This is a genomic window from Luteimonas abyssi (assembly GCF_001482195.1).
Lineage (GTDB): Bacteria > Pseudomonadota > Gammaproteobacteria > Xanthomonadales > Xanthomonadaceae > Luteimonas > Luteimonas abyssi.
In genome coordinates this window covers 2842917-2865825 of sequence record NZ_KQ759763.1, presented here as the reverse complement: position 1 = coordinate 2865825, position 22909 = coordinate 2842917, and the positions used below count along the sequence as shown (strand labels likewise).

Here is a 22909-nt window from a genome sequence, read left to right as displayed (position 1 = left end):
TGCGCCCCTTCACCGGAGTCACGAACGTCATGAGTCATTTCGAAGGCGATCTGCGCCCCGCCGACGGCGCGCGCTTCGCGATCATCGCCAGCCGCTGGAACCCGCGCATCACCGATACGCTGGTCGCCGGTGCGCGCAAGGCCTTCGCCGACAACGGCGTGGGCGACGATGCGGTGGACGTGATCCGTGTGCCGGGCGCCTGGGAGATCCCCGTGGTCGCCGCGCGCCTCGCATCGCAGGGTGGGCATGCCGCGCTGGTCGCGCTGGGCTGCGTCATCCGTGGCGACACCCGCCACTACGAGCACGTCGCCGACAACTGCGCCGAGGCGCTCATGCAGGTGCAACTGGAATTCGGCCTGTCGGTGGTCAACGGCGTGCTCGCCGTCGACGACGTCGAGGATGCCGAGCGCCGCGCCGGCGGCAGCCACGGCAACAAGGGCGAGGAGTGTGCGCTGGTGGCGATCGAGATGACCGATCTGGTGGAGAAGCTGGCATGAGCCGCGGTCCGCGTCCGGGTGTCGATCCGGTGCTGCGCACGCGTGCGCGCCGTCGCGCGCTGCAGGCGGTCTACGCCTGGCAGGTGAGCGGTGGCGAGGTGCGCACGGTGATCGCGCAGTTCGCCCACGAGCAGGCCCACGAGGTCGCCGACCTGGAGTACTTCGAGGATCTCGTGCGCGGCGTGCTCGCCCACCGCGCCGAACTCGATGCGTCGCTGCAGCCGTATCTGGACCGCACCATCGAGGAGGTCGACCAGATCGAACGCGCGATGCTGCGCATCGCCGCCTACGAACTCCAGCACCGCATCGACGTGCCGTATCGCGTGGTGATCGACGAGGCGCTGAAGACGGTCAAGCGCTTCGGCTCCGAGCACGGGCATACCTACGTCAACGGCGTGCTCGATCGTGCGGCCGCCGAGTGGCGTGCGGTCGAGGTGCGCGCCGCGCGCGGCTGAGTCGTGGGCCTCGCCTCCGGCGTCGCCGTTCACCGCGATGTCTGCGCCTGCGCGGTCTTGCGGGCAGCGTGGGAAACCTTCGGGGAGGGCGCGGTCCGCCATGTCCGGTGAGTTCGATCTGATCGCGCGCATCCGGGCGCGCGCGCCGCGCCGGGCCGACGTGGTCCTGGGGATCGGCGACGATGCCGCGGTGCTGGCGGTCCCGCACGGGCGTCAGCTGGTGGTGTGCACGGACACGCTCAATACCGGCGTGCATTTCCCGGAAGACACCGCGGCCGAGGCCATCGGCTGGAAGGCGCTGGCGGTGAACCTGTCCGATCTGGCCGCGATGGGCGCGGTGCCGGCGTGGTGCACCCTGTCGCTGTCGCTGCCCCGGGACGAGGCGGGGCTCGCGGACGCGCTGGTGGACGGCCTGCTGGCGCTGGCGGCCGAACACGGGGTGACGCTGGTCGGCGGCGATACCACCCGCGGTCCGCTGTCGGTGTGCGTGACCGCGCTGGGCCACGTCGCGCCGGGCGGGGCGCTGCGCCGGGATGCGGCACGCCCCGGCGACTCGATCTGGGTCAGCGGCACGCTGGGCGACGCCGCCGCGGCGCTGGCGCTGCGGTCGCGCGGCGAGACGATGCCTGCGGCACTGCGCGGGCGCATGGACCGCCCGTCGCCGCGGCTCGCGCTCGGGCAGGCACTGGTCGGCCTGGCCCACGCCTGCATCGACGTGTCGGACGGCCTGCTGGCCGATCTCGGCCATGTCCTCGACGCCAGTGGGGTGGGCGCCGAGATCGATGTCGATGCACTGCCCGCATCCGCCGCACTGCACGCGGCGGTCGCCGACGTGGACGCGCGCCGCGCGCTGCAGTCGTCCGGCGGCGACGATTACGAACTGTGTTTCACCGCGCCGGCCGCGCGCGAGGCCCTTGTCCGGGCCGCGGCTGCGGCAGCCGGGGTCGCGGTCACCCGCATCGGTGGCATCGTCGCCGGACGCGACAGCGTCTGCCGGACCGGCGCCGGCGAGGTCTGGCATCCCCCGCGCCGCGGCTACGCGCATTTCTGATCGCGCGTGCCGGATCGGTCCATGCCTGAGAACGCATCCGCGGGCTTGCAGCGGGTACGCTCTGGGCACGCACCGGGAACACGTGTTCGCGGATGTCGCGAATGCGATGCGAGGGCCGCGCAACTGCGCGATCTCCGGGCCTCGGGCGCCGCGGCCCGGGCCGGGTACGGATGCGCTGTTCCCAGGCGGGGCCGCGCAGTGCTGCGCCTACGGTGCCGCCTGGCGTACGGCGTCGGCCATGCGTGACAGCGCTTCGGACAGGATCGGGCGCGGCATCGCGAAGTTGAGTCGGACGAAGCCTTCGCCACCGGCGCCGCAATCCGCACCGTCGGTGAGCGCCACGCCGCTGGCGCGGAAGCGGCGCGCCGGCGACGGGGCGTCCGCGGGCGCGAGTCCGCGGCAATCCAGCCAGGCCAGGTAGGTGCCTTCCGGCGCGCGGAAGCCGACGCCGGGCATGTCGGTGCGCACGCGCTCGGCCACCAACGCGCGGTTGCCGTCCAGATACGCCAGTACCGCGTCCAGCCAGTCGCGGCCTTCGCGGTAGGCGACGGTGTTGGCGATCACCCCGGGCGTGGCGGTGGCGTGCCCAGCCAGCGGTGCCATGCGGCGCCAGCGTGCCTGGTCCTCGTCGTTGCTGAGGATGAGCTGCGCGCACTTCAGGCCGGGCAGGTTCCAGCCCTTGGACGCCGAAGTGGCGGTGATCGCCTGGGCGGCCGCTTCCGGCCCGAGCGAGGCGTAGGGCACGTGGCGATGCGGGCCGTAGACCAGCGGGCCGTGGATCTCGTCGGCGAACACGCGCGCGCCGTGGCGGGCGGCGATCGCGCTGAAACGCGCCAGCTCCGCACGGGTGTAGACGCGACCGAGCGGGTTGTGCGGATTGCACAGGATCGCCAGGCCCGCACCGCGCGCGAAGGCGGCATCGAGGGCGGGCTCGTCGAACGTCCAGGTGCCCTCCGCGTCGCGCATCGGCACTTCGATGACCTCGTGGCCGAGCAGGCGCAGCAACGGCACGAACGGCATGTAGTTGGGCGACGGCACGACCACCGGTGTGCGTTCGGGCAGCAGGTGCCTCAGCGCGAGTTCCAGCCCGGTGAGGATGTCGGGCAGCGGATGGATGCGCTCGGGTGCGGGCGCCCAGCCGTAGCGGTCGGCATGCCAGCCGGCGCAGGCCTCGGCCATGGCGTCGGTCAGCGAAGCGGAGAGGTAACCGGTTCTGCCGCCGGCGATCGTCTCGTGCAGCGCGGCGGCGATAGGCGGCGCGAGACCGAAATCCATCTCCGCCACGAACGCGCCGATGCAGTCCGGAAACGCGACCCATTTGAGGCCGCCGCCAGCGCGCAGGTCGTCCAGGCCGATGGCGTCGAAGTGCGTCGTGTCCATCGCCGCAGTCTACGTCCGCGTGCCGGGCGCGTCGCGGCGCGGGAAGCGGTACACCAGCGCACCCACCCCCAGGGCCACCGCCACCGCCACCAGGTTGGCGGCGCTCGCGCTCAACAGCAGCCACAGCGACAACAGCAGCGCCGCCACCGGAATCAGCGGACCGCCCGGCAGGCGCAGGCTGCCCGGGGCGTCGCCGTGGCGTCGTTGCAGCACCAGGACGCTGCCGGCCGTGGCGATGTAGCCGAGCAGGCGCGTCACCATCGACAGCAGGGCGAGTTGCACGAACGAGCCGGTCAGCGCGAGTGCCAGGGCCAGGGCCCCCTGCACGATCACCGCCACGGCCGGGGTGCGGAAGCGCGGATGGATGCGCGCCAGCGCCGACGGACCGTAGCCGTCGCTGGCCAGCGCGTGCACGAAGCGTGGACCGAGCAGCATGGTGTTGTTGTTGGTGCCCAGGATCGACAGGGCCGCGCCCACCGTCAGCGCGAGCGCCAGCGCTTCGCCGCCGAATCCCGCGCCCGCGTCGGCCAGCGGCGTGGCCGCGTCGGCCAGCGCGGGCAGCGTGCCCTGCGCGACCAGTTGCACCGCCGCGTAAAGCAGCGTGACGCAGGCGATCATCGTCAGCAACGCGAACGGCACGTTGCGCCTGGGATCGCGGTACTCGCCGGCTGCGGCCGGGAGATTCTCGAACCCCGCGTAGGCGAACAGCAGCAACAGCGCCGCGTCCGTGGCGGCGGTCGCGGTCAGGCCGGCCGGCGGCCCGCCGAAGGCCAGCCCCCAGTCGACGTGGAACAGGCCGATGAAGACGAACAGCAGCAGGGGCAGCAACTTGCCGATCACGAACACGGTGGCCGCACGCGCCGCCCAGCGCACGCCGACCACGTTGATCGTGACCAGCAGCAGCAACGAGCCGACCACGACCACGGTGCGCCCCGCGCCGTCGAGGGCGGCGGGCCAGAACCGGGCCACGGCGTCGGCCAGGCCGTTGGACAACGAAGCGGCCACGCTGATGCGCGTCAGCCAGATCGTCCAGCCGACCTGGAAGCCGACGAACGGGCCGAACGCTTCGCGCGCATAGAGATAGCTGCCGCCCTGTCGCTCGAAGTAGCTGGCCGCCTTCGCATAGCAGAGCACCAGCAGGCTCACCAGGCCGCCGGCCAGCAGGATGGCCCAGACCGAGAACGGCCCGAGCAACCCGAACGCCACGGCCGGCAGGAGGTAGATGCCGCTGCCGACCACATCGTTGATCGACAATCCCAGGATCTGCCAGCGACCGACCGCGCGCAGCAGGCCGGGCTCAGGGGTGTTCGGCGTGGAGGACAAGGCGAGGCCCGCGGCAGAGGTGACGAAGAGAGGGTAGCGTGTCCCTCCGCGGCCGTGCGGACGTCGCGCACGTCGTCCAGGAATGCGACCGCGATGTCGGCGTCGCGGGGTGTGCGTCACCGGTACGTTCGCACGGGTCGCGCGCGAAGAGCCGCGTGCGGATGATGCGCCCGGTGCGCCCGGCGCGATCGGGTGCCGGACCGGCCTGCCCGGCGTCAGTCGTCGGCGCGGAACGCGTCGCGTAGCCAGCGCAGCCGAGGCGGCTCGCCGGTGGCCTCGACCACGTCGAAGCGGCACGGCGCTTGCGCCCAGCCCGGATGGGCGAGCAGGAACAGCTGTGCGGCGCGGACCAGCCGGCGTCGTTTCCGGGCGTCGATGGACTCGCCGCCGGCGCCGAAGCCGGTGCTGCGGCGGTAGCGCACCTCGACGAACACCAGGCTGCCGTCGCGATCGCGCATGACCAGATCCAGCTCGCCCACGCGAAAGCCGGCGTTGCGCGCCACCGGACGCAGTCCCTCGCGCTCGAGCAGCGCCTGCGCGGCGGACTCGATCTCGGCGCCACGGCGACGGCTCACGGGCGCACCGTCGCGGTGACGTCGGCTTCGGCCGCCCGGCGTCCTCGCGCGGGCGGCGAAGGTCCGCGCCGAGGGCGTGGATTCGTCGCGCCGCGCGCATCGCGTCCGGCCTGCCGGCCGGGCGGCAGGGCCGGCCTCGTCGGTGCGACGCGGGGCGTACGCCGACGACGGCATGTGGCGGTCGAGACGAACGAGGTCATGTCCGGCGTCCTTGCCTGCTTGCCCGCACATCCTGTGCGGGCGCGCGCCTCCCGGGCGCGGGGTGATGGGGCGTGGCCTCAGCCGCCGCCGAGCGGCACCACGTGGCCGCCGCTGAAGGTCGCCCATGCCGGCGTGCGCACGATGTTGCCTTCGCCGTCGATGCGCAGCAGGCCGGTGGCGCCGCGCAGTTCGGCATCGGCGCCGGTGACCAGTCGCTCCATGAAGGCGGTCAGCAGCCAGGCGTCGTAGCCGAATGCGAACAGGCGCGCCGCGCCGCCGCGCGCGGTGGGCAGGTTCGACGCGACGCTGGACGCCATCGGCAGCCCGGCCACGCCGGACGAGGTCCAGCGCTCGGACGGAAACACGATGCCGTCGAGGGCGGCGTCCTGCTCGCCGCGCCCGCCGCCGATCGACAGCTGCGAGGTGCCCACGCGCGGGCGCGTGGTGTAGCCGGCGGCCACGAGCTGCGGCGCGATCGCGCGCGCCTGCTGGCCGCGCAGCGCGATGAACACCGCCTGCGCGCCGTCCTCCTTGAGCATCGCGTTGCGGAAGGCGTCGGTCATGTCGGGCGGCGTGTCGCCGGTGACCACCAGCATGTCGCTGACCGCGCCGCCGCCGGCCTCGAGCTGGCGACGGAAGGCATCGACGCTGCGGCGCGCATTGTCGTCGCCGCCATTGAGCACTAGCACCTGGCGCACGTTGCGTTCGAGCAGGTAGTCGGCCGCGGCAGTGCCATCGTCCTCGGGCGCCAGCGCGAAGCTGAAACTGCCGACCGGGGCGCCGTCGCCGGCACGATTGAGCGCCAGCACCGGCACCCGCAACTGGTCGGGGCGTGCCAGCAGGCCGGCCACCTCGTCGCGGCCGAGCGGACCGAGGATGTAATCGGCGCCCTCGGACACGGCACGGTCGTAGGCGGTGTTGGCGCCGCCGGTCGCGGTGTCGTAGAACACCACCTCGGGCCGTTCGCGGCGTTCGCCGTAGTAGCCGGCCAGCAGACCGTCGCGCACCGGGGCGGCGGCGGTGGCGAGATTGCCCGACAGCGGCAGCAGTACGCCCAGGCGCAGCGGCGGGCGGTAGCCGTCGCGGTCGGCGGGCGCACGGTTGCCCGCATGCACCGCCCACAGCGCGCCGAGGTCGAACGGGCGCGGCAGCGGCAGCCCGCGCGCGAGCAGCACGCGGCCGGCATAGCTGTACATCGGGTCGCCTTCGGGCAACGCGGCGGCGTATTCGGTGAGGGTCTGGTCGGGCACGGACGACAACAGGCGTTCGATCTCGCGTGCGCCGTCGGCACGCTCGACCCCGGTCAGCGTCGCCTGCTGGCGCACCAGATCGGCGGCCGCAGCGAGTTCCGGATGGGCGGGCTCCGGCGTCGCGGCCGGGCCCGTGGGGGCCACACTCACCGTGGCGCAACCGGCGAGGAACACGGCGGTCAGGAGCAGCGCCGCCAACGAGCGGGCGGGCGGGTAGGAGAAGCGACGTGCCAGAGTGCGCATGGAAATCCGGTCCGGTGCGGAGAAGCGGCTAGGATTCTACCGCCCCCCTGTGTGGAGACACGATTGTCCACGTCGCCGTCCGCCTCGTCCGCCGCCCGCGCCGCCGGCCCCCGCCCGGTCGGGGCGGGGGTGCTGCATGTCGTCGCCACGCCGATCGGCAATCTGGCCGATCTCTCCCCGCGCGCGCAGGACGTGCTGCGGTCCGTGGACGCGATCTGCGCCGAAGACACCCGGCATACCCGGGCGCTGCTGGGGCATTTCGGCATCGGCACGCCAGCCCTGGCCCTGCACGAGCACAACGAGGATGTCCTGTCCGAGCGGATCGTGGCGCGCCTGCTGGGCGGCGACTCGCTGGCGCTGGTCAGCGATGCGGGCACTCCGCTGGTCAGCGATCCCGGGTTCCGGCTGGTGCGCGCCGCGCGCGCGGCCGGGGTACGGGTGAGTCCGGTGCCGGGGCCGAGCGCGGTGATCACCGCGCTCAGCGTGGCTGGCCTGCCCAGCGACCGCTTCGCCTTCGAAGGTTTCTTGCCGGCCAAGCCCGGCGCGCGCCGGGACGCGCTGGCCCGGCTGGCCGGGGAGCCGCGCACGCTCGTGTTCTACGAGGCCTCGCACCGGATCGTCGACACCTTGGCCGATCTGCGCGCGGCGTTCGGCGACGCGCGTCCGGCCGTGCTCGCGCGCGAACTGACCAAACTGTTCGAAACCGTGCTCGACGGCAGCCTGGTCGACCTGCACGCGCAGGTCGAGGCCGATCCGAACCAGCGCAAGGGCGAGTTCGTGCTGGTCGTGCAGGGTGCGGGCCACGATGACGACGCCCAGCTCGCCGAGGGGCGCCGGGTCTACGGCCTCCTGTCGGCGCACCTGGCGCCATCGGCGGCCGCCAAGCTGGCCGCCGAGATCACCGGTGCGCCACGCAAGGCCCTCTACGGAACCGGCACCTCGGACGGCTGAGCAATGCCGCCCATCAGGTCGCGATCCGCGAGGGGGAGCGGCCGGCGTGCCAGCCGCTCGCCTCGCGCCACATCGAGACCGGTGCCGCAGTCACGGTCGTGCGACGCGACGCCGGCGTCCCGGAGGGGGACGCGCCCGATCGTGGTGGCGGGTGCGAGGCCACCACCCGGTCGCCAGCGCCCGGGGGCGCCATGTCGACATCGCTCGCGCGCGCAGCCGCCGGGGGCGTGAGAGAATGCGCGCGGCGGAGTCGGCCAGACAGTCGCGTCGTCGGTACCACTTCGGTGGTCCGGCGCCGAGGAAAGTCCGGGCTCCACAGGGCACGGTGCCAGGTAACGCCTGGGCGGCGCGAGCCGACGGAAAGTGCAACAGAAAGATACCGCCGATGGCCGGCCCTCCGGGGTCGGATCAGGCAAGGGTGAAATGGTGCGGTAAGAGCGCACCGCGAGTCCGGTAACGGACCGGCACGGCAAACCCCACCGGGAGCAAGACCAAATAGGGACCTCATGGCGCGGCCCGCGTCGGGTCCGGGTAGGTTGCTTGAGCGTCGTGGTGACACGGCGCCTAGAGGAATGACTGTCCACGACAGAACCCGGCTTATCGGCCGACTCCGCCCCCTAAAAAACCGAAGGCGAGACCCCGACCCCGCCCTCGTGACCCGCGCCTCCAAACGGAGCGACGCCTGCCCGGCACCATCGCCCCTCTCCCGCTCGCGGGAGAGGGGTTGGGGTGAGGGAGCATCCCGTCGCGGTACTGCCCGCCGGGGATTCCGACCCACCCCGATCCCGCCCTCATGACCCGCACCTTCGAACGGAGCGGCGTCTACCTGGCACCTTCGCCCCTCTCCCGCCTGCGGGGTGAGGCGGCACGTTTGCGAGCCACCGGCTCGCGTGCCGGAGAACGCCCGAGCCGCAAGGCGAGGGCCGGGGCGCTGAGCGAGGGGGTGGGGTGAGGGTCGCACTCGGGAGTAGGGCATCGGCGCCGGCCAAGGCGTTGGCCTCGCAGCGGCCGTTCATATTGCTGCCGAGCCCGGCGACCTGGGCCCTGTCTCGATTGGCCGCCATTACCGTCACCTGGACAAGGAATGTCTCGAGCGGGCAATGATCCGACTGTCCGAGAGCGCAGCAAGGACATTTCGTTGCGTCGGGTGCGGCAGGCGATATGGGGTGCCGCCTCTATGGCGGCACGTTCGGCGCACCTCGGGCCACGTCTCGGCCGGATTGCGAATCCTCGGCAGGGGCCGCCATGCCGGCCGTCGCCCGGTCACTGGCGTGCGCCCGGATGCGTCACATTGCGCCGCAGTCGCGCACCGGAGCCGGGCGTCGCGGCTCCGAGGCATCCGGTGCAGGGCGTCCTTCACATGGCCGCCAACACCCTGAATTTAGTGAACGATCTCAAAATTTGAGACGAAACAGTCGCTTGTGGATAAAGCTTGAACAAGTATGTGAACTTCTCTGCAAGTCATTGACGCGACTAGTGAAAATTTGTTCGAGCGCTTGTTGACAACCCCTGGACCCAGTCCTAAGGTGGCGCTGCGTGGGGAAACCGGGAATTTTGTGGTTTTCCATGGCAGCGAAGCCCGCCGCAGACGGGCATACCGGGCAGACACCAGTGTTCCAGGGCGAGACCGCCATCACTATCGACGACAAGGGCCGACTGGCGATTCCCACCGCCTATCGGGATCTCGTCGCGCGTGTGTGCGGAAACCGCCTGGTGATCACCTACAACCCGTTCGAGGCCGGGTGTCTGTTCCTGTACCCCGAAGGCGAATGGGAGCGCGTGCGCGACGCGGTCAACAAGCTGCCCGGCTCGTTGTCCGCACACCGGCGCATGCAGCGCTGCCTGGTCGGCTCGGCCGCCCAGGTGGAGCTCGACGGCAGCGCCCGCATCGGCGTACCGCCCAGCCACCGTGCGGCGGTCGGCATCGAGCGCAAGGCCGTGCTGCTGGGCATGGGCGACAAATTCGAACTCTGGAGCGAGCAGGCGCATCACGCGCAGATCCGTCAGGTCGTGACCGACGAGGATCTGAGCGCGCAAATGCTCGAGTTGAAGCTGTGACGGCCGGTGGCGCGGACGCGTCGTCCGGCCACCTTCCGGTCATGGTCGAGCAGGTCATGGAAGGGCTGCAGGTGACGGAGGGCGGCGCATACCTGGACGGCACGTTCGGACGTGGCGGCCATGCGCGGCGGGTGCTGGAGCGTCTGGGCGACAAGGGGCGGCTGCTGCTGATGGACAAGGATCCCGAGGCGATCGCAGTGGCCGAACATCGGTTCGGCGCGGACCCGCGCGTGGCGATCCACCGCGGCAGTTTCGCGACCCTCGCCGACTGGGACGCGACCCGGGACGGTCTCGACGGGATTCTGCTCGACCTGGGCGTGTCCTCGCCGCAGCTCGACGTGGCCGAACGCGGGTTCTCGTTCGGCAAGGACGGCCCGCTCGACATGCGCATGGATCCCGACACCGGCGAAAGCGCGGCCGCGTGGCTGGCGCGCGCCGAAGCCGACGAGATCGCCGACGTGTTGTGGACCTATGGCGAGGAGCGGCACAGCCGCCGCATCGCCCGGGCCATCGTCGCCCGCCGTGCCGAGGCGCCGCTGCAGCGAACCGCGCAGTTGGCCGAGCTGATCGCTTCGGTGATGCCGCGCGGCGCTGATCGCATCCACCCGGCCACGCGCAGCTTCCAGGCCATCCGCATCCACATCAACCGCGAGCTGGCCGATCTCGAGGCCGGGCTCGATGCCGCCTTGCGCACCTTGCGCCCGGGCGGCCGTCTTGCGGTGATCAGCTTCCATTCGCTGGAAGACCGTATCGCCAAGCAGTTCATCGCCCGCCACGCCAAGGCGCCGGCCGGCAACCGCCGCCTGCCCGAGGCGGTGCCGTTCGTCCCCGTGTTGCGCGGTGTCGGCGGTGCGATCCGCGCCGATGCCGCCGAGCTCGCGGTCAACCCGCGCGCCCGCAGCGCGGTCCTGCGCGTGGCGCAGAAGCTGGAGGCCGCGCCATGATCACCCGCACCCTGCTGGCGATCGTGTTGCTGGCTTGCGTGATCACCGCGATCGCAGTGGTGCACGCGCGCCACCAGCACCGGCAGCTGTTCGCCCAGCTGACCCGGCTGGAGACCGCGCGCGACGAGCTGAACATCGATTTCGGCCGACTGCAGCTGGAGCAGGCGACCTGGGCGGAGAGCAACCGCATCGACCAAGTCGCGCGCCAGCGGCTGGAGATGAAGTCGCCCGAGACCGCCGACATCGTGGTGATCCGGCCATGAAGTTCGGGCGCATCCCCGGCGGCAACGCCAAACGGCCCCGCGGCCGCGCGCAGTTCAATCTGCGCGGGCGACTGATGCTGGTCGGCGGCGGGCTCGGCCTGATGGCGTTGATCCTGATCGGCCGAGCGGTCGACCTGCAGCTGATCGACAACGCCTTCTACCAGCAGAAGGCGGACTCGCGCTTCCTGCGCGAACTGCCCATCGCCACCTCGCGCGGGATGATCACCGACCGCAACGGCGAACCGCTGGCGATCTCCACGCCGGTCGCCTCGCTGTGGGCGAATCCGCAGGAGCTGTCCAAGCACCCGGAGCGCATCCCCGAACTGGCCGAAGCGATCGGGCAGGACGCCGACGCGCTCGCGCGGGCGGTCGCCCAGCGCGCCGAACGCGAGTTCATGTACCTGCCCGGCCAGCGCCGCATCCATCCCGCCAACGCCGAGAAGGTGCTGGCACTGCGCGTGCCCGGGGTGTTCAGTCAGCGCGAGTTCCGCCGCTTCTACCCGCAGGGCGAGGCGTTGGCCCACGTGCTGGGCTTCACCAACATCGACGACCGCGGCCAGGAGGGCATCGAGCTCGCCTACGACGACTGGCTGCGCGGCCACGCCGGCGCCGAGCGCGTGATCCGCGACCGCCGCGGCCGCATCGTCGAAAGCGTCGACCTGGTGCGTGCGGCGCAGCCGGGCAAGGACCTGACCCTGTCGATCGACAGGCGCATCCAGTACCTGGTACACCGCGAGCTGCGCAATACGTTGATCGAGCACAAGGCCAGCGCCGGCTCGGCGGTGATCCTGGATGTCGCCACCGGCGAGATCCTGGCGATGGCGAACCTGCCCACGTACAACCCGCACGTGCTCGGCGGCACCGACCGCGAGGCTCGCCGCAACCGCGCGGTGACCGACCTCATCGAACCCGGTTCCACGATCAAGCCCCTGACCGTGGCTGCCGGCCTGGAAGCCGGCGTCATCCGTCCCGAGACGTTGATCAACACCAGTCCGGGCTGGATGCCGAACGGCCGCTTCCGCACCACCGATTTCCGCAACTACGGCACGCTCGACGTCACCGGCGTGATCACCAAGAGCTCGAACGTCGGCGTGTCGAAGATCGTGCACATGCTGTCCGACGACCAGTTCTACCAGCTGCTGCACCGCTTCGGATTCGGCCGCAGCACCGGCAGCGGATTCCCCGGCGAGGCCGCGGGCTTCCTGCGCGCGCCGTCGAGCTGGGACGGGACGATGAAGCAGACGATGTCCTACGGCTACAGCATGTCGGTGACGCCGCTGCAGATCGCGGCGGCGTACGCGGCGCTGGGCAACGGCGGCAAGCTGATCTCGCCGACCTTCGTCAAGGGCCAGCACAACGCGCCGCGCGAGGTGCTCGACCCGCGGATCGCCGGCGAAGTGATGCGGATGATGCAGACCGTCACCGAGCCGGGCGGCACCGCCACCCGCGCCGCGGTGCTCGGCTATCACGTCGCCGGCAAGACCGGCACCGCGCGCAAGGCCAGCGGCGGCAGCTATGCCCGCCGCTACGTCGCGTTCTTCGCCGGTCTGGTGCCGGTGGACAATCCGCGCTTCGCGATGGTCATCGTCATCGACGATCCCGACACCACCCGCGGTCCCTCCACCTACGGCGGCGGCTACGTCGCCGCGCCGATGTTCCGCGGCACCATGGAAGGCACCTTGCGCCTGATGGACGTGCCGCCGGACGACATCGAGACCTGGCTGGCCGCACAGGCCGATGCCGAGCGGCGTCGCCGTGCGACCGCGGGCCGTCAGGCGCCCGCGCGTCCTGCAGCGACAGCGACAGCGACAGCGGCCGCGCCCGCGTCGCGGACGACCCCGGCGGCCGCTGGCACGCCCGCATCCTCTGCTGCGCCCGTGGCCCTGACCGGAGCCGGCCGATGACGCGCATGGCCTTGGCCGAGCTGCTGCCGGATGTCGAGGGCGTCCCGAGCGACCTGGTCGTCGGCGGCCTCGTGCAGGACAGCCGCGAAGTGGTCCGCGACGACGCGTTCCTGGCGATCCCGGGCTTCGGTACGCACGGGCTGCGCTTCGCCCAGCGCGCGCTGGATGCCGGTGCGTCGGCGATCGTCTACGAACCGCCGGCACCGGCCGACGTGGCGGTGCCCGCGGGCGCGATCGCGGTTCCGGGCCTGCGTCGCCGCATCGGCGGCATGGCCGATCGCTTCCATGGCATGCCGTCGCAGGCGATGACCACCGTCGGCGTCACCGGCACCAACGGCAAGACCTCGACCGTGCAGTTGCTGGCCCAGGCCTGGACGCTGCGCGGCCAGCGCGCCGGCAGCATCGGCACCCTGGGTGCCGGCCTGCACGGTGCGGTGGTGCCGACCGGCTTCACCACGCCGCAGGTCAGCCAGTTGCACGCGCTGCTGGCCGATCTGCGCGATGCCGGCGCACAGGCGGTGGCCATGGAGGTCAGTTCGCACGCGCTCGATCAGGGCCGCGTGGACGGCGTGCATTTCCGGGTCGCCGCGTTCACCAACCTCACCCGCGACCATCTGGACTACCACGGCGACATGGGCGCCTACGGTGCGGCGAAGGCCCGGCTTTTCGCATGGCCGGCGCTGGATGCCGCGGTGATCAATCTCGACGATGCCCAGGGACGCCGCCTGCTGGCGGCGCTCGACGGCCCGCGTCCGGTCGGGGTCAGCGCGCGCGGCGAAACCGCCGCCGTGGTGCATGCCGACGGCGTGACCCTGGACGGCGCCGGCATCGGCTTCAGGCTGCGTCTCGGCGATGTCGTGCACGCGGTGCGTTCGCCGTTGCTGGGTCGCTTCAATGTGGACAACCTGCTGCTGGTGGCCGGAGTGCTGCACGCCCTGGGCGAAGCGCCGGCGACGATCGCCGACGTGTTGTCGCGGCTGCAGCCGGTGGCCGGCCGGATGAATCGCCTCGGTGGCCGCGGCCAGCCGACGGTGGTGGTCGATTACGCGCATACCCCGGACGCCCTGGAGCAGGCGCTGTCGAGCCTGCGGGACCACGTACGCGGCCGGCTGGTGTGCGTGTTCGGCTGCGGTGGCGAGCGCGATCGCGGCAAGCGCCCGCAGATGGCGGCGATCGCCGAGCGCCTCGCCGATGCGGTGATCGTCACCGACGACAATCCGCGCCGCGAGGACGGCGATGCGGTCGTGGCCGACATCCTCGCCGGCCTGTCGTCGCCATCGGCGGCGACGGTCGAGCGCGATCGTGCGCGGGCCATCGCACGGGCGATCGGCGAGGCCGGTCCCGGCGACATCGTGTTGATCGCCGGCAAGGGGCACGAGCCCTACCAGGAGGTCAACGGCGTCCGCCACCCGTTCGACGACAGCGTGATCGCCGCGCGCGCGCTGGGAGCGGATGCATGAGCCTGTCCATCGTGCCGATGCCGTTGTCGCGGATCGCCCGGCTGACGCAGGGGCGCCTGCACGCGTCCGACCCGGACGCCGCGAACGACCCGCGCATCGACGCGGTCGAGACCGACACCCGTGCGTTCGTCGCGGACGACGGCCGGACATCGCTGTTCGTCGCGCTCAAGGGCGAACGTTTCGACGGCAACGAGCACATCGCCTCTGCCGCCGAACAGGGCGCGAGCGCCGCGCTGGTGTCGCGCCCGGCCGATGTCGCCATTCCACAGATCGTGGTCGCCGACACCCAGACCGCACTGGCGGCCTGGGCGGGCGCCGTGCAGCGCGAGCGCGCGGCGACAGTGGTCGGTATCACCGGCAGCAATGGCAAGACCAGCGTCAAGGAACTGGTGCGCGCGATCCTGTCGCGGCTGGGCGCGACCTACGCCAACCCCGGCAACCGCAACAACGAGATCGGGCTGCCGCTGTCGGTGCTCGGCGCCCCGGACGATGCCCGTTTCTCGATCTACGAGATGGGGGCGGGCAAGCCGGGCGACATCGCCTGGCTGACCGCCATCGCCCGGCCGCAGGTGGCGCTGGTCAACAACGTGGCGCCCGCGCACCTGGAGCGCATGGGCAGCCTGTTCGGCGTCGCCGAAACCAAGGGCGCGATCTACGAGGCGCTGCCGCCGGGCGGTATCGCGGTGATCAACGCCGACGACGCGTTCGCGCCTTACTTCGCCGAACGCGCGCACGGGCGTCGCCTGCTGCGCTTCGGCATCGAAGCTGCGGCGGATGTGCGTGCGCACGGCCTGCACGCCGATGGCGCGGGCACGCGGTTCACGCTGGCCTTGCCCGACGCCGAAGTCCAGGTGGACCTGCCCCTGGCCGGCCGCCACAACGTCTCCAATGCGCTCGCGGCCGCCACGATCGGATGGGCGCTGGGTGCCGATGCGGCGACCATCGCGGCGGCGCTGGCGACCACCGCCGCCGTCGCCGGCCGCCAGGCGCGTCATCGGCTGCCCGGTGGTGGGCTGCTCATCGACGACAGCTACAACGCCAATCCCGGTTCCATGGTCGCGGCCATCGACACCCTCGGCGCCGTCGCCGGACGCCGTTGGCTGGTGCTGGGCGACATGAACGAACTGGGCGCCGATGCGCGGGCGCTGCACACCGAGATCGGTCGCCGCGCCCGGCAGGCGGGCATCGAGCGGCTGTATGCCGTCGGCCCGTTGAGCGTCGACATGGTCGACGCATTCGGCGAAGGCGCCCGCCACCACCCGGCGCAGGCCGAGTTGATAGAAGCGCTGCGTGCCGACGTACGTGCGGAGGAAGCCGCAGGCGAGGGCGCGTCGCTCAGCCTGCTGATCAAGGGATCGCGCTCGAGCGCGATGGAGCGGGTCGTGTCCGCATTGCTGATTACACCGGAGGACACCGCGGATGCTGCTTGAGCTGGCGCGCTGGCTGCAAGGGCTCGAGGATTTCTTCGGCCTGTTCAACTACCTGACGTTCCGCGGCATCCTCGCCGCGCTGACGGCGCTGCTGCTGTCGCTGTGGTGGGGCCCGGCGCTGATCCGCCGGCTCGCCCAGTACAAGGGCGGGCAGCCGATCCGCCAGGACGGACCGCAGACGCATTTCTCCAAGGCCGGCACCCCGACCATGGGCGGGGCGCTGATCCTGCTCACGGTACTGGCCTCGGTGCTGCTCTGGGGCGACCTGCGCAACAAGTACGTGTGGGTGGTGCTGGCGGTGATGATCGCCTTCGGTGCGATCGGCTGGTACGACGACTGGATCAAGATCGTCAAGCGCGATCCCAATGGTCTGAAGTCGCGCTGGAAGTACCTGCTGCAGTCGATCTTCGGTCTCGCCGCCGGTATCTACCTGTACCAGACCGCCGACGTGGCCGCGGCCACCACGTTCTACATCCCGCTGTTCAAGGCGGTGGCGCTGCCGCTGGTGTCGATCACCTTCGTCGCGATCGCCTATTTCTGGATCGTGGGCTTCTCCAATGCGGTCAACCTGACCGATGGCCTGGACGGGCTGGCGATCATGCCCACGGTGCTCGTGGCCTGCGCGCTGGGCGTGTTCGCCTACGCCTCGGGCAACGCGGTGTTCTCGAACTACCTGCAGATTCCGCAGATTCCCGGTGCGGGCGAGCTGGTGATCATCTGCGCGGCGATCGCCGGTGCCGGCCTCGGCTTCCTGTGGTTCAACACCTACCCGGCGATGGTGTTCATGGGCGACATCGGCGCGCTGGCGCTGGGCGCGGTGCTGGGCACCATCGCGGTGATCGTGCGCCAGGAACTGGTGCTGGTGATCATGGGGGGCATCTTCGTCATCGAGACGTTGTCGGTGATGATCCAGGTCGCGTCGTTCAAGCTCACCGGCAAGCGTGTGTTCCGGATGGCGCCGATCCATCACCACTTCGAGCTCAAGGGCTGGCCCGAGCCGCGGGTGATCGTGCGCTTCTGGATCATCTCGGTGATCCTGGTCCTGGTCGGCCTGGCCACGTTGAAGGTGCGCTGATGGCCCGGTCCTACGACAGCGCCTTCGACCACGACGCCCGCCAGGCGACGCGGCTCGACGCCATTCAGGGCCGCTTCGACCCGTGGGTGATGGGCGCGGCGATCGCGCTGGCCGTGCTGGGTGTGGTGATGGTCGGCTCCAGTTCGATCGCCATCGCCGAGGAGCTGCATGTCGGGCCGTTCTACTTCCTCGCCCGGCACGTCGTGTTCCTGAGCATCGGCGCGGTGCTGTGCGCACTGGTGATGCGCACCGAGCTGCGCAACGTGGAGAAGTACGACCGTTTGATGCTGCTGGGTTGCTTCGTGCTGTTGTTGCTGGTGTTCATCCCCGGCCTGGGACACACGGTCAACGGCGCGCGGCGCTGGATCAACCTGGGCGTGTCCAATTTCCAGGTCGTCGAGCTGGTCAAGTTGATGTACATCGTGTGGCTCGCGAGCTACCTGGTGCGCTTCCGCGACGAGGTCAACGCCACCTGGGGCGCGATGATCAAACCGATCGTGGTCGCCATCGTGCTGATGACGATGCTGCTCATGCAACCGGACTTCGGCTCGGTCGCGCTGATCCTGGGCGTGACCGCCGGCATGCTGGTGCTGGGCGGCGTGCACCTGCCGCGCATGGCCGCGCCGGTGGTGGTCGGCTTGCCGGTGCTGGCGATCATCGCCATCGCCGAGCCCTACCGCATGCGTCGCATCACCTCGTTCATGGACCCCTTCGCGGATCCGTTCAACAGCGGCTACCAGCTCGCGAACGCGCTGATGGCGGTGGGGCGCGGCGAGTTCTTCGGTGTCGGGCTGGGCGGCTCGATCCAGAAGCTGAACTACCTGCCCGAGGCGCATACCGACTTCATCCTCGCGGTGATCGCGGAAGAACTCGGCTTCGTCGGCGTGTGCCTGGTGATCGGCCTGTACGCCCTGCTGATCGGGCGCGCGCTGTGGATCGGGCTGAAGTGCGTGGAGATGCGCCGGCACTTCGCCGGCTACTGCGCCTTCGGCATGGCGCTGGCGATCGGCCTGCAGAGCATGGTCTCGATCGGGATGAATCTCGGACTGCTGCCGACGAAGGGCTTCACCCTGCCGCTGATTTCCTCCGGCGGCTCGAGCGTGCTGATGACCTGCGTGGCCGTCGGCCTGCTTCTGCGCGTGTCCTACGAGCTCGACCGTGCGCAGCGCCAGGTCGCGCGCCTGCGTGGCGACGCGCCGACTGCCGAAGCCGCGCCCGACCCCGCGGCCTCCGTCACGCCGCCGGCCGCGGCACCCGTCGCGCGGGCGGCATCGGCCGCGCGCCGCGGCACCAGTCGCCTGCAACCGCGGGTCGAACCGACCTTCGGGAGGCCCGCATGATCCGCCGTCTGCTCGATGCCCGTGCGCTGTCCGGCGCCGAACTCGCGCGCGCGTTCGGCCGGGTGCATTTCGTCGGCATCGGCGGCGCCGGCATGAGCGGCATCGCCGAGGTGCTGGCGTCGCTCGGTTACCAGGTGTCCGGCTCGGACCTCGCCGACAACGCGGTGACCCGGCGCCTGCAGGGCCTGGGCATCGGCATCCAGCGCGGACACACCGCCGCGAACGTGCTCGGCACCGATTGCGTGGTGGTGTCGAGCGCGATCAAGCCGGACAACCCGGAATTGATGGAGGCCCGCTCGCAGCGCATCCCGGTCGTGCCGCGAGCGGAAATGCTGGCCGAACTGATGCGCTTCCGCCCGGGCATCGCGGTGGCGGGCACGCACGGCAAGACCACGACCACCTCGCTGACCGCCAGCGTGCTGGCAGAGGGCGATCTGGATCCGACCTTCGTCATCGGCGGGCAGTTGCTCGCCGCCGGTGCCAACGCGCGCCTGGGCAGCGGCGACTGGCTGGTGGCCGAGGCCGACGAGAGCGACGGCAGTTTCCTGCGGCTCAATCCGATGGTCGCCGTGGTCACCAACATCGATGCCGACCACCTCGAGAACTACGGCGGCGATTTCGCGCGGGTACAGGCGGCGTTCTCGGAATTCCTGCACCGCCTGCCGTTCTACGGGCTCGCGGTACTGTGCATCGACGACGAGGAAGCGGCCCGGTTGGCCAAGGACACGCCGCGGCACGTCGCCACCTACGGGTTCAGCGCCGATGCCGACGTGCGCGCCGAGGACGTCGCCCAGGACGGCCCGCGCATGCGCTTCACCCTGTGCCTGCCCGACGGCAGCCGGACCCCGGTGGCGCTGGCGCTGCCGGGTCGGCACAACGTACAGAACGCGTTGGCGGCCGCCTCGATCGGCTGGCAGCTCGGTGTCGCCCCGGCGCGGATCGCCCGCGCGCTGGAGGGTTTCCAGGGCATCGGTCGCCGTTTCAACCTGCTGGGCGAGGTGACCACCGCGCAGGGCGCGACGGTGCAGTTGGTCGACGACTACGGTCACCACCCGAAGGAACTCAAGGCGGTGTTCGAGGCCGCGCGCGGCGGCTGGCCCGAGCGGCGCCTGGTGGTGGCGTTCCAGCCGCATCGCTACAGCCGCACCCGCGACCTGTTCGACGACTTCGCCGGCGTGTTGTCGGATGTCGATGCGCTGGTGCTGACCGAGGTCTACGCCGCGGGCGAAGCCCCGATCGCCAATGCCGATGCGAAGTCGCTGGCGCGCACGATCCGCGCGCGTGGCCGCATCGATCCGGTGGTCGTCGCCGACGTGGAGGAGTTGCGGGCGGTCCTGCCCGATGTGCTGCAGGACGGGGATCTGCTGCTGGTGATGGGTGCCGGCGACATCGGCCAGTTCGCCCAGTCCTTGGCGCAGGACGGCTTCGGAGACCAGGCATGACGACCACGCTGCCGCCGCTGCGCACCCGCGATGCCGCCGATTTCGGCCGCGTCGCGGTGCTGCTGGGTGGCCGGTCCAGCGAGCGCGAGGTGTCGCTGGCGTCCGGAGGCGAAGTGCTGCGTGCGCTGCAGACGCGTGGCGTCGATGCGCATGCCGTGGACGGCATCGATGCGTTGCTGGCCGAAATCCGCGAGGGGCGCGTCGCGCGGGTGTTCAACGTCATGCACGGCGGCGACGGCGAGAACGGCGTGCTGCAGGGCGTGCTCGACGCGCTGCACGTGCCCTATACCGGCCCCCGCGTGCTCGGGTCGGCGCTGACCATGGACAAGATCCGCACCAAACAGGTGTGGATGGCCGAAGGCCTGCCGACCGCACGCTTCGTGCGTCTGCCGCCGGGAGGCGACGTCGCCGCGGCCGTGGACGCCGTCGGTGGGGCCGCCTTCGTCAAGCCGTCGGCGGAAGGCTCCAGTGTCGGCGTGTTCCGGGTGGCCGATGCGGGCGGCCTCGCCGAGGCGGTGGCCTTCGCCCGCGAGTACCCGCAGGAACTGCTGGCCGAGGAGCTCATGACCGGCGGCGAATACACCGTGGCCATCCTGGGCGAGATGGCGTTGCCGTCGGTCCGGATCGTGCCCAGGCGCGGCTGGTACGACTATCACGCCAAGTACGTCGCCGACGACACCACATATGTGTGCCCTGGCCTGGAAGGCGAGGACGAGGTCGACATCCGTCGCCTCGCGCTGGCCGGGTTCCGTGCGGCGGGGTGCTCGGGTTGGGGGCGCGTGGACGTGATGCGCCACGCCGACGGCCACTTCGTGCTGATGGAGATCAATACCGCGCCGGGCATGACCAGCCACTCGCTGGTGCCGAAGGCGGCCGGACAGGTCGGCCTGGACTTCGGGACGCTGTGCTGGCGCATCCTGGAGACGACGCTGTGAGCGCCTTGCTGCGCATCCTCGCCTGGACGCTGGCGCTGGCACTGGTCGCACTGCCGGTGGTGGCGGTGCTGCAGGGCTGGATCGGCGCCGACCGCTGGCCGCTGAAAACCCTGCGCGTCACCGGCGATCTGGAGTGGATCGAGGACGCGACCCTGCGCCGTGCGGTGGTGCCGTACGCGCAGCACGGGTTCTTCGCGGTCGATCTCGCCGGCGCGCAGGCGGCGGTGAGCGCGTTGCCGTGGGTGGAACACGCCGAAGTGCGCAAGCGCTGGCCGGACGTGCTGGAAGTGACCCTGTCCGAGTTCCGGCCGTTCGCGCACTGGGGCGGGGAGCGTCTGCTGTCCTCGCACGGCCGCCTGTTCCCGGTGCCGGAGGTGGACACGCTGCCGGAGATGCCTCGCTTCGACGGCCCCGAGGCGCGGATCCCGGACGTGGTCGCGCTGTACAACGAGTCGCGCGCGCTGTTCACCCCGATGGGATACGAGGTCGAGCGGCTGGCCGTGGACTCGCGCGGGAGCTGGTCGATGACGCTGTCCTCGGCCGCGCTGTCGGACGGGATCGAGGTCGTCGTCGGCGGTCAGCAGGCGCGTCCGCGTCTGGAGCGTTTCGCCCGTCTGCTGCCGCGTCTGACCAGCGATCGCCCCGAGCGCCTGGAACGCGCCGACCTGCGCTACACGAACGGTTTCGCCCTCACCTGGGGCGAGATTCCTCCGGAGACCCCCGACGAGGACGACGCCGCACGCACGCGCGGCGGCGCCACCGCGTCTCTGGCCCCACTTTCCACACGGACACACTCATGAACCGCAAGGGCGACAAGGCGCTCATCGTCGGCCTCGACATCGGCACCTCCAAGGTGGTGGCGCTGGTGGGCGAGTATTCGCCCGGCAATCCGATCGAGGTCATCGGCATCGGCAGCCACGAATCGCGCGGCCTCAAGCGCGGCGTGGTGGTGGACATCGAATCCACGGTGCAATCGATCCAGCGCGCGATCGAGGAAGCCGAGCTGATGGCCGGCTGCGAGATCCGCTCGGTCTATGCATCGATCTCGGGCAACCACGTGCAGTGCAAGAACTCGCCCGGCATCGTGCCGATCCGCGATGGCGAGGTGACCTGGGCCGACCTCGACCGCGTGCTCGACGCGGCCAAGGCGGTGGCGATCCCGGCCGATCAGAAGATCCTGCACGCGATCCCCCGCGAGTACGTGCTCGACGATTCGCAGGAAGGCATCCGCAACCCGGTCGGCATGACCGGCGTGCGCCTGGAGGTGCACGCGCACCTGGTGGTGTGCGCGCAGTCGGCCGCGGCCAACATCAGCAAGTGCGTACAGCGCTGCGGGCTGCAGATCGACGATCTGGTGCTGTCGTCGCTGGCGTCGAGCACCGCGGTGCTGACCGCCGACGAGCGCGAGCTGGGCGTGGTGCTGGTCGACATCGGCGCCGGCACCACGGACCTCGCGGTGTTCGTGCAGGGCGCGATCTGCCACACCGCCAGCCTGCCGATCGCCGGCGACAAGGTCACCGAGGACATCGCGCACATGCTGCGCACGCCCACCCCGGAAGCCGAGCAGATCAAGGTGCGTTACGCGTGCGCGCTGGCGCAGCTGGCCACCAGCGAGGAATCGATCCAGGTGCCCAGCGTCGGCGACCGGCCGCCGCGGCGGCTGCCGCGGCAATCGCTCGCGCAGGCGGTGCAGGCGCGCTACGAGGAGATCTTCGAGATGGTGCAGGCCGAACTGCGCCGCTCGGGCTTCGAGCAGCACGTGCGTGCCGGCATGGTGCTGACCGGCGGCGCGGCCAAGATGGAGGGCGTGGTCGAGCTGGCCGAGGAAATGCTGCAGATGCCGGTGCGCGTGGGCATCCCCCAGCACGTCACCGGTCTGGGCGAGGTGGTCGGCAACCCGGTGCACGCCACCGGCATCGGCCTGCTGCTGATGGGCAGCCAGATCGAGCATCCGCGGCGGCCGGTGATCTCCACCGGGCGCGCAGGGAGCTTCTTCAAGAAGCTCAAGGAGTGGTATCGCGGCGAATTCTGAGCCGGCTCGCGACAGCGGGTCGGCCGGAGGAAGCGGGGCGGAGCAGGGCGGACACAAGCGACACGTTTCACACATAGATCAAGAACGAACGACTTACCTA

At 71.1% G+C, this 22909-nt stretch carries 20 protein-coding genes and 1 other RNA gene; 17 read left to right on the top strand and 4 right to left on the bottom strand.

All coding sequences use genetic code 11. From position 1 onward, the window contains the following. The first annotated feature begins 29 nt into the window (after window positions 1–29). The 3 genes from ribH to thiL all read left to right on the top strand — a co-directional run bounded on the left by ribH (window position 30) and on the right by thiL (window position 2003). Window positions 30–497, top strand: a complete 468-nt coding sequence (ribH, locus tag RG19_RS12415; protein ID WP_058835539.1) for a 6,7-dimethyl-8-ribityllumazine synthase — start codon at window positions 30–32, stop codon at window positions 495–497. Then, window positions 494–952 carry a transcription antitermination factor NusB gene (gene nusB, locus RG19_RS12410; RefSeq protein ID WP_058835538.1) on the top strand — a complete coding sequence of 153 codons (459 nt, stop codon included), beginning with the start codon at window positions 494–496 and terminating at the stop codon, window positions 950–952. The genes ribH and nusB overlap by 4 nt, the downstream gene beginning before the upstream one ends. 100 nt (window positions 953–1052) lie before the next feature. Continuing rightward, window positions 1053–2003 (top strand): thiamine-phosphate kinase, encoded by a 951-nt coding sequence (thiL, locus tag RG19_RS12405; protein WP_058835537.1) that lies wholly within the window; start codon window positions 1053–1055, stop codon window positions 2001–2003. A gap of 207 nt (window positions 2004–2210) precedes the next feature. Here thiL and RG19_RS12400 read toward each other — a convergent pair whose 3' ends face one another. The 4 genes from RG19_RS12400 to RG19_RS12385 all read right to left on the bottom strand — a co-directional run bounded on the left by RG19_RS12400 (window position 2211) and on the right by RG19_RS12385 (window position 6975). Next, on the bottom strand, window positions 2211–3383 hold the full coding sequence (locus RG19_RS12400) for a MalY/PatB family protein (protein WP_058835536.1): 1173 nt from the start codon (window positions 3381–3383) through the stop codon (window positions 2211–2213). 9 nt (window positions 3384–3392) lie between these two features. Next, window positions 3393–4706 (bottom strand): APC family permease, encoded by a 1314-nt coding sequence (locus RG19_RS12395; RefSeq protein WP_058835535.1) that lies wholly within the window; start codon window positions 4704–4706, stop codon window positions 3393–3395. Window positions 4707–4921: 215 nt separating this feature from the next. Beyond that, the gene (locus RG19_RS17280; protein ID WP_238376633.1) at window positions 4922–5281 is read right to left on the bottom strand and encodes a YraN family protein; all 360 of its coding nucleotides are present in this window, start codon (window positions 5279–5281) and stop codon (window positions 4922–4924) included. Between the two features lie 278 nt (window positions 5282–5559). After that, complete coding sequence (locus RG19_RS12385; protein ID WP_082672653.1) at window positions 5560–6975, bottom strand: penicillin-binding protein activator; 1416 nt, start codon at window positions 6973–6975, stop codon at window positions 5560–5562. Between the two features lie 129 nt (window positions 6976–7104). On the opposite strand from RG19_RS12385, the gene rsmI reads away from it, so the two are divergent. From rsmI to ftsA, 14 genes are all read left to right on the top strand, one after another. Continuing rightward, window positions 7105–7926, top strand: coding sequence for a 16S rRNA (cytidine(1402)-2'-O)-methyltransferase (gene rsmI / locus RG19_RS12380; RefSeq protein ID WP_058836592.1), 822 nt, complete (start codon window positions 7105–7107; stop codon window positions 7924–7926). Window positions 7927–8172: 246 nt separating this feature from the next. Further along, window positions 8173–8542, top strand: an RNA gene (gene rnpB, locus RG19_RS17010) — RNase P RNA component class A. Window positions 8543–9492: 950 nt separating this feature from the next. Next, on the top strand, window positions 9493–9984 hold the full coding sequence (gene mraZ / locus RG19_RS12375) for a division/cell wall cluster transcriptional repressor MraZ (RefSeq protein WP_202905334.1): 492 nt from the start codon (window positions 9493–9495) through the stop codon (window positions 9982–9984). Next, window positions 9981–10928, top strand: coding sequence for a 16S rRNA (cytosine(1402)-N(4))-methyltransferase RsmH (rsmH, locus tag RG19_RS12370; protein WP_058835533.1), 948 nt, complete (start codon window positions 9981–9983; stop codon window positions 10926–10928). The genes mraZ and rsmH overlap by 4 nt, the downstream gene beginning before the upstream one ends. Continuing rightward, entirely contained in the window at window positions 10925–11191 is a 267-nt protein-coding gene (ftsL, locus tag RG19_RS12365) for a cell division protein FtsL (protein ID WP_058835532.1), read from the top strand. Before rsmH ends, ftsL begins: the two co-directional genes overlap by 4 nt. Next, complete coding sequence (locus RG19_RS12360; RefSeq protein WP_058835531.1) at window positions 11188–13095, top strand: penicillin-binding transpeptidase domain-containing protein; 1908 nt, start codon at window positions 11188–11190, stop codon at window positions 13093–13095. The genes ftsL and RG19_RS12360 overlap by 4 nt, the downstream gene beginning before the upstream one ends. Window positions 13096–13100: 5 nt before the next feature. After that, window positions 13101–14555 (top strand): UDP-N-acetylmuramoyl-L-alanyl-D-glutamate--2,6-diaminopimelate ligase, encoded by a 1455-nt coding sequence (locus tag RG19_RS12355; protein WP_425599729.1) that lies wholly within the window; start codon window positions 13101–13103, stop codon window positions 14553–14555. Beyond that, window positions 14552–15985 (top strand): UDP-N-acetylmuramoyl-tripeptide--D-alanyl-D-alanine ligase, encoded by a 1434-nt coding sequence (locus RG19_RS12350; protein WP_058835529.1) that lies wholly within the window; start codon window positions 14552–14554, stop codon window positions 15983–15985. Before RG19_RS12355 ends, RG19_RS12350 begins: the two co-directional genes overlap by 4 nt. After that, window positions 15975–17060 (top strand): phospho-N-acetylmuramoyl-pentapeptide-transferase, encoded by a 1086-nt coding sequence (gene mraY / locus RG19_RS12345; protein WP_058835528.1) that lies wholly within the window; start codon window positions 15975–15977, stop codon window positions 17058–17060. Before RG19_RS12350 ends, mraY begins: the two co-directional genes overlap by 11 nt. Continuing rightward, complete coding sequence (gene ftsW, locus RG19_RS12340; RefSeq protein WP_058835527.1) at window positions 17060–18400, top strand: putative lipid II flippase FtsW; 1341 nt, start codon at window positions 17060–17062, stop codon at window positions 18398–18400. The genes mraY and ftsW overlap by 1 nt, the downstream gene beginning before the upstream one ends. Beyond that, the gene (gene murC / locus RG19_RS12335; protein ID WP_058835526.1) at window positions 18397–19842 is read left to right on the top strand and encodes a UDP-N-acetylmuramate--L-alanine ligase; all 1446 of its coding nucleotides are present in this window, start codon (window positions 18397–18399) and stop codon (window positions 19840–19842) included. The genes ftsW and murC overlap by 4 nt, the downstream gene beginning before the upstream one ends. Further along, window positions 19839–20777, top strand: a complete 939-nt coding sequence (locus RG19_RS12330; protein WP_058835525.1) for a D-alanine--D-alanine ligase — start codon at window positions 19839–19841, stop codon at window positions 20775–20777. Before murC ends, RG19_RS12330 begins: the two co-directional genes overlap by 4 nt. After that, window positions 20774–21577 carry a cell division protein FtsQ/DivIB gene (locus tag RG19_RS12325; RefSeq protein ID WP_058835524.1) on the top strand — a complete coding sequence of 268 codons (804 nt, stop codon included), beginning with the start codon at window positions 20774–20776 and terminating at the stop codon, window positions 21575–21577. Before RG19_RS12330 ends, RG19_RS12325 begins: the two co-directional genes overlap by 4 nt. Next, complete coding sequence (gene ftsA, locus RG19_RS12320; RefSeq protein WP_058835523.1) at window positions 21574–22809, top strand: cell division protein FtsA; 1236 nt, start codon at window positions 21574–21576, stop codon at window positions 22807–22809. The genes RG19_RS12325 and ftsA overlap by 4 nt, the downstream gene beginning before the upstream one ends. Window positions 22810–22909 lie beyond the last annotated feature (100 nt).

Coding starts and splice junctions, on each gene's coding strand:
- RG19_RS12400 (WP_058835536.1), bottom strand. CDS start 3,383: ATGGACACGACGCACTTCGACGCCATCGGCCTGGACGACCTGCGCGCT.
- thiL (WP_058835537.1), top strand. CDS start 1,053: ATGTCCGGTGAGTTCGATCTGATCGCGCGCATCCGGGCGCGCGCGCCG.
- mraY (WP_058835528.1), top strand. CDS start 15,975: ATGCTGCTTGAGCTGGCGCGCTGGCTGCAAGGGCTCGAGGATTTCTTC.
- RG19_RS12330 (WP_058835525.1), top strand. CDS start 19,839: ATGACGACCACGCTGCCGCCGCTGCGCACCCGCGATGCCGCCGATTTC.
- RG19_RS12385 (WP_082672653.1), bottom strand. CDS start 6,975: ATGCGCACTCTGGCACGTCGCTTCTCCTACCCGCCCGCCCGCTCGTTG.
- ftsL (WP_058835532.1), top strand. CDS start 10,925: ATGATCACCCGCACCCTGCTGGCGATCGTGTTGCTGGCTTGCGTGATC.
- nusB (WP_058835538.1), top strand. CDS start 494: ATGAGCCGCGGTCCGCGTCCGGGTGTCGATCCGGTGCTGCGCACGCGT.
- murC (WP_058835526.1), top strand. CDS start 18,397: ATGATCCGCCGTCTGCTCGATGCCCGTGCGCTGTCCGGCGCCGAACTC.
- RG19_RS12350 (WP_058835529.1), top strand. CDS start 14,552: ATGAGCCTGTCCATCGTGCCGATGCCGTTGTCGCGGATCGCCCGGCTG.
- ribH (WP_058835539.1), top strand. CDS start 30: ATGAGTCATTTCGAAGGCGATCTGCGCCCCGCCGACGGCGCGCGCTTC.
- RG19_RS12360 (WP_058835531.1), top strand. CDS start 11,188: ATGAAGTTCGGGCGCATCCCCGGCGGCAACGCCAAACGGCCCCGCGGC.
- mraZ (WP_202905334.1), top strand. CDS start 9,493: ATGGCAGCGAAGCCCGCCGCAGACGGGCATACCGGGCAGACACCAGTG.
- ftsA (WP_058835523.1), top strand. CDS start 21,574: ATGAACCGCAAGGGCGACAAGGCGCTCATCGTCGGCCTCGACATCGGC.
- RG19_RS12355 (WP_425599729.1), top strand. CDS start 13,101: ATGGCCTTGGCCGAGCTGCTGCCGGATGTCGAGGGCGTCCCGAGCGAC.
- ftsW (WP_058835527.1), top strand. CDS start 17,060: ATGGCCCGGTCCTACGACAGCGCCTTCGACCACGACGCCCGCCAGGCG.